Source organism: Geminicoccus sp., from assembly GCF_035556675.1.
GTDB lineage: Bacteria > Pseudomonadota > Alphaproteobacteria > Geminicoccales > Geminicoccaceae > Geminicoccus.
This window is the reverse complement of sequence record NZ_DATMFZ010000098.1, coordinates 24,270-31,186: the sequence shown is the minus strand read 5'-3', so window position 1 is coordinate 31,186 and position 6,917 is coordinate 24,270. Positions and strand designations below refer to the sequence as shown.

The following is a 6,917-nucleotide window of genomic DNA, read 5'->3' as shown; positions in this document are numbered from 1 at the left end:
CGGGCGAAGCGGCCATAGGAATAGACGGCGAGGAACGAGGCCAGCACGAAGCAGAGGATGATCAGGGCAAGGACGAGCAGCGGACGCATGTCACCTCGAACGGACCTGACGCACGGCTCCCAGCATGGCCCTGAGGCAGGAGTAGGGGGGCCAGCGTCAGGCGGCAAGCGGCGCCGCGGCGGCCGCCGGGCGCGCGTGGGTCAGGTCGATGCGCGCCTTGATCGGCAGGTGGTCGGACGCAACCCTGGCCAGGCGCGAATCGTGGACCTCGATGCTGGTGATCATGGCAGCGGGATTGGCCAGGATCCGGTCCAGCGCGAACATCGGGAAGCGCGAGGGGAAGCTCGGCAGGGCCGGCGTGAGCGGGCCGAACGAGGGATCCAGGCGCAGGAGCGAGGAGCGCTGGCCCAGACGCCATTCGTTGAGGTCGCCCATCAGCAGGGTCGGGCGCTCGGTGCGCCGTTCCATGGCCGCCAGGATCGCCTCGGCCTGCTGGGCGCGCGAGCGGCGGAGCAGGCCCAGATGGGCGGCGATGATCCGCAACGGCCCGGCTTCGAGGTCGAGGTCGACCACCAGCGCGCCGCGCGGCTCAACGCCGGGCAGGCGGATCTGGTGGATGTCGGCGACCGCCCCCGCCTTGAACAGGATGACGTTGCCGTGCCAGCCATGGCAGAGCCGGGTATGCGCGCGCACCGGGACGGCGACCAGGCCGCACTGGCGCTCCAGCCAATGCAGGTCGAGCAGGCCGGCGCGGTCGCCGAAGCGCTGGTCGGCCTCCTGCAGCGCCATCACGTCCGGGCCGATCTCGGCGATCACCTCGGCGATGCGCGCGGGGTCGAAGCGCTTGTCGGTGCCGACGCATTTGTGGACGTTGTAGGAAGCGATCAGGGTTTCCGGCCCGCCGCCGTCGCGTGCCGCCCGGTAGCTCGGGCGCTCGCCGTTCAGCACCGAGCGGATCGGGGAGGGCAGGATCTGGGCCGGCAGGGTCTGCCGGCCAGGGGACCGCATTCTCTTCAGCACCGTGCTCGTCACCTCGGGGGAGTGGCCAGGGCCGGCCGCAGGAGACCGGCCACAGCAACCCTAGATAGGCACGATCGCGGGGCTTGTCATCGGGCGCCGTCTCGAGGCCCCACCTTTGCCGGACCCTGTTGCCGGACCCCTTCACCAGGCATTGAGCGCGCGCAGCATGGCGGTCTTCTTGAACAGGTGGGCGTCCATGCGGCCGAGCAGGCGGTCGAGCAGGGCCACCGCCGCGGGCAGTTCCGGACCCTTGTTCAGCATGACGCATTCGGCGCGCGCGGCCATGGCGGCATCCGTCATCTCGCCACGCGACGGCGTGCCTTCCTTGACCATGGTCTCCAGCACCTGGGTCGCCCAGATCACCGGGACCGAGGCGGCCTCGCCCAGCCACAGGATCTCCTCCTGCATCTCCGCCAGCCGCTCGAAGCCGATCTCGGCGGCGAGGTCGCCGCGCGCGATCATCACCCCGAACGGCCAACGGCCGGCTGCGCGCGCGATCAATGCGGGCAGGTTGCGCACTGCTTCCGGCCGCTCGATCTTGGCGATCAGGCCCAGCGGGCGGTCCGGGCGGCCCTGGCGGGCCACGGCCTCCTCCAGCAGGTCGAGGTCGGACGGGTCGGCCACGAACGAGTAGCCCAGGATGTCGGCCAGCTCGAGCACGGCACCCAGGTCGGCCTGGTCCTTGCCGGTGAGCGGCGAGAGGCCGAGTGCGGTGTCGGGCAGGTTCAGGCCCTTCTCGGGCTTGAGCCGGCTGCCGGTGGGCCTGACCCGGGTGACGCGCAGGATGGCCTCGCCCGGTTCGGCCGTCTCCACCACGGCCTCGACCTTGCCGTCATTGTAGAGCACCCGATCGCCCGGCCGGAGCCGGGTCACCAGCTCAGGGAGCGAGACCAGGGCGGTGAACGGCAGGTCCAGCGGCGGCATCGGCGTGCCGCTGGCCACCAGGCGGAAGCGGCTGCCGAGGAACAGCCGGGCCTTGCGGCCCTGGGCGGCCACCGCCTCCAGCCGGATCTTGGGCCCGGCAATGTCCATCAGCACCGCGACCGGGCGGCCATGGGCGGCGCCGGCGGCGCGGACATGGTCCGCCATCCGCTCCCAGGCGGCACGGTCGTCATGGGCGCAGTTGATCCGCGCCACGTCCATGCCGCGGCGGACCAGCTCCATGGTGAGCTCCGGATCGTCGGCGGCCTCGCTCGGCAGGGTCACCATGATCCGGCTGCGCCGGTGGCCGCAGGAGGGGCCCAGCAGCCGGTCGGTGGCGGCGGCAAGCGCGGTCTCGCCGGCGAAGAAGGCGTCGGGTTCGGGCGAGGCCACCGGCCGCGGCCGGTCGGCCAAGGCCGCGAGCGCGACCGCGACCGCATCCAGAGTCGGCATCACCCGCCCCTCGAGCCGGCCCAGCGACGACAGGCCGTGCGGCATCAGCCGGCGCTGCAGGCCGCGCATGTCATGGCGGCGCAGTGCGATGTAGTGGCCGAGATTGGCCAGGCCCGGCCAGGGGGCGGCCTTGGCGCCGGCCTCTGCCAGCATCTCCCGGCAGATCGCGGCACCATCCTCCGCGACCGCCGCACGCAGGGCGTTCACCTCCTCCAGCAGGGCCAGGAGCTCCTGGTCGGCCAGGCGGTGCAGCGGAACGACAGCGGCGGTAGCCATGATCCTGTTTTCTTCCTTCCTTCTAGAAAAACGCAGTGCGGCCGCATGACGGCCGCACCGATCCATTATGCCAGAACCTGCCGCCCGGGTCCACAGGCTGCCGCTAGGAAGAACTTCGGCCTGCTTCAAGAGGCAGCGAAGTAAATTCCGCAGCGACGCAAGACACCGCTTGCGCATCTTGAAAGCCGGCCCGCCGGGGCCAACTAGTTCTTCGTGAAGTCCGGGCCCCTCTGATGCTCCCGACCGGGATCATGATGTCGGACACCACCTGACCGGGCTGCGTTTGCAGCGACTGCTCATCCAGGAGGTTTCCATGCGGTCTGCATCTTCTTCCCGTCGTACGACCAGGCTCGATGCCCAGGAGATCGCCGCGGTACGCCGCCGGCTGGAGATGCTGGCCCGGGTGCTGGACAGCGCCGTGCGGGTGCCAGGCACCAATTTCCGCTTCGGCGCGGATGCCGCGCTCAACTTCGTGCCGGGTGTCGGCACCGCGTTCGCCAAGGTGATGTCGGCCTATCTGATCTGGGAGGCGCGGCGCCTGGGCGTGCCGGCGCGCACGCTGGCCAAGATGGTCGGCCATGTCGGCGTCGACTTCGTCATCAGCATCGTGCCGCTGATCGGCTGGGTGGGCGACGCGTTCTACAAGTCCAACCTGAAGAACATGGCGCTGTTGCAGGCCCATCTGGACGGGCTGGACGGGATCGTCGAGGTGACGCCCGATCCGGTCATCCGCCCGGCGGCGGCCTACTGACGGTCTGCCAGGCGTAGGCGGCGGGTCCTGCCAGCATGGCCGGCATGACCTGCCCCCGGTGCTGCCAAGCCGAGCAGAATCTTCCTACGCCACCGATCATCGGCCGGCAGGCCGTCGATCCGCTTTCTGCCGAAGGCGTCGCAATCAGCTGACCGCGACGCCGTCTCGGCAGGCCGCGAATGTGCTCCGCTCCGACCGATCAGCCAGGTACGGAGGGTGGTGCCGGGTCACGACAATGGTCCCGGCGATCGCGAATCGCCAAGCGCTGCCCATCGGCTCCCGCGAACCGCTGCCGATTTCGGCGATGGCTGCTAGACCCGGTCCTGCCGGAAGTCCGCGAGTTCCATGCGGAAGCAGGCGAGCGCGGTTTCCAGGGCAGTGCAGGAATTCTCGGCGATTTCCAGCCATTCCGGCGAATCGCAGCTCTGGGCCTCGTGCAGGAGCCGGCGCTGTTGGGCGAGCCTCGCTTCGGCAGCGGCCACACGGGCAGCGGCGACATGGCGGCTGGCGGTGGCAATTCGTCGGTTCGACATGGTTCCTCCCGCCTCATTGAGTGCAGGGATGTAATTGTGCTGAGGCGCTGCCCGTTCCTCCGGAGCCGGAAGAAACTTGCGTGGGACAGTATTTAACGCCCGGCTCGTTCTGGTCCAGGCCGGCGCGGCATGATGACCGGGACCGGTCAGCATCTAGCGACCTTGGGCCACGCCGAGGCCCTGATGGGCCAGGACCTCCGTTACAGCCAGGCGCAGGGCAGGCCAGATAATATCATGATGGGGGTGTAATTAGCGCGCTGCCGGTCTATGTGACCATCATCACCTGCTTATCTTCCCGGCGCGGGTGGCCGAGAGAGGTACGTGTGCTCCCGCCAAACCTGAGCGAGCACCTGTCATGTCTTCCCGCCTATCCCGCTCCGTTACTCCGCCGTTGCCGCTCGATTATGCGCTCCTGCATGCCCGGCTCGCGGCTGCGGAGGACCGCCTGGCCATGGGCGACCTGCGGCTGGCACGAATGCGAACCTGCCTGGCCGGGCGGCGCGCGTTCCGGCTGAACCCGAATGACGGCGCGGCCACCATGCTGGCCATGGAGTACGTGCAGGCGCAGTGGCAGTCCCAGCGTCGGATGTTGCTGGACCAGCTCTGGCCCGCTTCTGACTGAGTGGCCGGTGTGGCGAGAATGCCACTCGGTACCATTGCGCCGGCCTTAGCTCGGCACCGACGGCGTTATCAACCGTTGGTAGGTGCGCAGGACGGGCACTGGATAGGGCAGATGAGGCGAGACGTGCATCTGGAAGTGCTGGAGCGGCGGATCGAAGCCACCACGGCGCGACTGGAAGATCAGCGGGCGCGGCTGGCCTGGCGGCAGCGGCAGGGGTTCGGCACGGCGGAAGCACGCGCTCTGCTGGGCCATCTCGAGGACACGCTGGCGCTGCTCGTGCGGCGGCGCACCGCGATCATCCTGCCCGGCTGGCTCGGGATGCGCCCGATCACGTCCGAGGGCGGCGAGCTGTCCTAAAAGCCCATCACAAAACCTGCTGAGCGCGTGGGCGCAATGCGTTAAGCCGACCGGATGAAAGATCCTCTGGTTTCCGATGAGTTGTCGCGGGTGGTCGAGCCGCTTCTGCCGGTGCGACCGCCTCGGCCGAAGGGTGGCAGGCCACCGGTGGATGACCGCAGAGCACTGGAAGGCATCGTGTTCGTGCTGCGGACCGGCGTCGGCTGGGCGTACCTGCCCAAGGAGATGGGCTGTGGCTCTGGCATGACCTGCTGGCGGAGGTTGCGGGACTGGCAAGCGGCTGGGGTATGGGCGCGGCTGCACCGTGTGCTGCTCGATCGGCTGGGCAAGGCCAATGCGATCGACTGGAGCCGGGCCTGCATCGACAGCGCGTCGTTTGCGGCGAAAAGGGGGGCGAGGCGACGGGGCCGAACCCAACCGACCGCGGCAGGCCCGGGAGCAAGCGGCACCTCCTCGTCGACGGCAATGGCATCCCACTCGCCCTTCTCCTCACGGCGGCCAACCGGCACGACAGCAAGCTCCTCGAGCCACTGATTGAGGCGGTGCCGCCGGTTAGGCAATGCGCGGGAAGGCCAAGGAAGCGGCCGGTCAAGCTGCATGCCGACAAAGGCTACGGCTTCGGACACTGCCGCCAGGCTCTGCGCCAGCGCAAGATCGTGCCCAGGATCGCCAGGCGTGGGATCGAGAGCAGCGAGAGGCTTGGCCGGCACCGGTGGGTCATCGAGCGGACGCTCGCTTGGTTCAGCCGGTTCCGCAGGCTCGCCATCCGCTACGAGCAGCGCCTTGATATCCTCACCGGCTTCCACCTGCTCGCCACCAGCCTGATCTGCTTCAAGTTCGTGACGAGGTGGTCTTGTTGAGCGTTCTTAGAAGATTTGTACCTGCTATTGGGCGCCACATCGCCAACTTGGCGAGCTTCTGATTCTCGTCGGCCCCGCCATCCGCTGAGGCTACACGCTCGGTCTCAAACCGGTCGATCTGGTCCGATGGACACCAGGTATGGTACCCTACCGCCCGCGGCTGGGCGCAGACGCTCGGCCCGGCAGGGAGGGCGAACCATGCGCGCCGGCATCGTCAGCTGTGCGACCGCTATGCTGCTGCCCATGCTCGCGGCCTCGGTGCCGACGGTGGCGCTCGGCCGGCAGGCCGTCAGCATTGAGCTCGTGCTGGCGGTCGACGTGTCAGGCAGCGTCGACGCCGCCGAGCAGCGCCTCCAGCGGGACGGGCTGGCCCGCGCGTTCCGCGACGACGCGGTCATCGACGCCATCGCCGCGCTCCCGGACGGCCTGGCGGTGGCCGTCGTGGCCTGGGCCGGGCCCGGGCAGCAGCGGACCGCGGTCGCGTGGCACCGGCTCGTGGACCAGGCCTCGGCAGAGGACTTCGCGGCCCGCCTGGAAGCGGCCCTGCCCGTCGACCTTGGCACGAGTGGGTACACCGCCCTCGGCGATGCGCTGATCTGGTCCCTGGCGGAACTCGCCGGCAACGCCTTCGAGGGACATCCGAAGATCGACGTGTCGGGAGACGGGATCAGTAACTGCGGCGCCTATCCCAGCCAGGTGCGCGACCGGGCGTTGGCCTCCGGGGTCACGATCAACGGCCTCGCCATCGTCAACGAGAACTCCTACGTCCCGGAGTTCTACCGCACGAACGTGATCGGCGGCACCGGGGCGTTCGTGGTAACCGCCGACGACTACCGCGATTTCGCCCAGGCGGTGCGGCTGAAGCTGCTGCGCGAGCTGGCGCCGGGGCCGACCGTCTTGCGCTGAGACGACCGTCCAGGCCATGGAGAACCCGGGTTTCGTTACGCGCTCTAAGTCTGGTACCGATCCAGTTTAGGCCGGAAACGGGCAGCACCTGGCAGGTCATCCCTGGATCGGGCTGGCGGCCCCGTCCTGCCAGGGGGCGGACCTGGACCTGGCCATCCGGGGGCGGCAGCACATTGGGCTCGACCATCCAGCACAACCAGGGCAAGGCCAGCTAACGG

The 6,917-nt window shown here is 69.2% G+C and carries 8 protein-coding genes; 5 read left to right on the top strand and 3 right to left on the bottom strand.

Going from position 1 to position 6,917, the window contains the following annotated elements:
- Nucleotides 1–156: 156 nt before the first annotated feature.
- Complete coding sequence (locus tag VNS22_RS07810; RefSeq protein ID WP_325731272.1) at nt 157–1,008, bottom strand: endonuclease/exonuclease/phosphatase family protein; 852 nt, start codon at nt 1,006–1,008, stop codon at nt 157–159.
- Nucleotides 1,009–1,161: 153 nt separating this feature from the next.
- Complete coding sequence (locus VNS22_RS07805; RefSeq protein ID WP_325731270.1) at nt 1,162–2,670, bottom strand: pyruvate kinase; 1,509 nt, start codon at nt 2,668–2,670, stop codon at nt 1,162–1,164.
- Nucleotides 2,671–2,983: 313 nt separating this feature from the next.
- Between VNS22_RS07805 and VNS22_RS07800 the strand changes: the two genes are divergently transcribed.
- Entirely contained in the window at nt 2,984–3,421 is a 438-nt protein-coding gene (locus tag VNS22_RS07800) for a DUF4112 domain-containing protein (protein ID WP_325731268.1), read from the top strand.
- Between the two features lie 311 nt (nt 3,422–3,732).
- On the opposite strand, the gene VNS22_RS07795 is transcribed toward VNS22_RS07800, so the two are convergent.
- The gene (locus VNS22_RS07795; protein ID WP_325731266.1) at nt 3,733–3,954 is read right to left on the bottom strand and encodes a hypothetical protein; all 222 of its coding nucleotides are present in this window, start codon (nt 3,952–3,954) and stop codon (nt 3,733–3,735) included.
- 451 nt (nt 3,955–4,405) lie between these two features.
- On the opposite strand from VNS22_RS07795, the gene VNS22_RS07790 reads away from it, so the two are divergent.
- From VNS22_RS07790 to VNS22_RS07775, 4 genes are all read left to right on the top strand, one after another.
- Nucleotides 4,406–4,576 carry a hypothetical protein gene (locus tag VNS22_RS07790; RefSeq protein ID WP_325731264.1) on the top strand — a complete coding sequence of 57 codons (171 nt, stop codon included), beginning with the start codon at nt 4,406–4,408 and terminating at the stop codon, nt 4,574–4,576.
- Between the two features lie 111 nt (nt 4,577–4,687).
- On the top strand, nt 4,688–4,933 hold the full coding sequence (locus VNS22_RS07785; RefSeq protein ID WP_325731262.1) for a hypothetical protein: 246 nt from the start codon (nt 4,688–4,690) through the stop codon (nt 4,931–4,933).
- A gap of 54 nt (nt 4,934–4,987) precedes the next feature.
- Nucleotides 4,988–5,793, top strand: a protein-coding gene (locus VNS22_RS07780) for an IS5 family transposase (RefSeq protein ID WP_325731260.1) whose coding sequence is annotated in 2 segments (ribosomal slippage) — nt 4,988–5,318 and nt 5,318–5,793 — 807 coding nt in all. Because the reading frame shifts where the segments join, the coding sequence is not laid out codon by codon here.
- 198 nt (nt 5,794–5,991) lie between these two features.
- Entirely contained in the window at nt 5,992–6,699 is a 708-nt protein-coding gene (locus VNS22_RS07775) for a DUF1194 domain-containing protein (RefSeq protein WP_325731258.1), read from the top strand.
- Nucleotides 6,700–6,917: the final 218 nt, after the last annotated feature.

Coding starts and splice junctions, on each gene's coding strand:
- VNS22_RS07775 (WP_325731258.1), top strand. CDS start 5,992: ATGCGCGCCGGCATCGTCAGCTGTGCGACCGCTATGCTGCTGCCCATG.
- VNS22_RS07790 (WP_325731264.1), top strand. CDS start 4,406: ATGGGCGACCTGCGGCTGGCACGAATGCGAACCTGCCTGGCCGGGCGG.
- VNS22_RS07800 (WP_325731268.1), top strand. CDS start 2,984: ATGCGGTCTGCATCTTCTTCCCGTCGTACGACCAGGCTCGATGCCCAG.
- VNS22_RS07810 (WP_325731272.1), bottom strand. CDS start 1,008: ATGCGGTCCCCTGGCCGGCAGACCCTGCCGGCCCAGATCCTGCCCTCC.
- VNS22_RS07795 (WP_325731266.1), bottom strand. CDS start 3,954: ATGTCGAACCGACGAATTGCCACCGCCAGCCGCCATGTCGCCGCTGCC.
- VNS22_RS07805 (WP_325731270.1), bottom strand. CDS start 2,670: ATGGCTACCGCCGCTGTCGTTCCGCTGCACCGCCTGGCCGACCAGGAG.
- VNS22_RS07785 (WP_325731262.1), top strand. CDS start 4,688: ATGAGGCGAGACGTGCATCTGGAAGTGCTGGAGCGGCGGATCGAAGCC.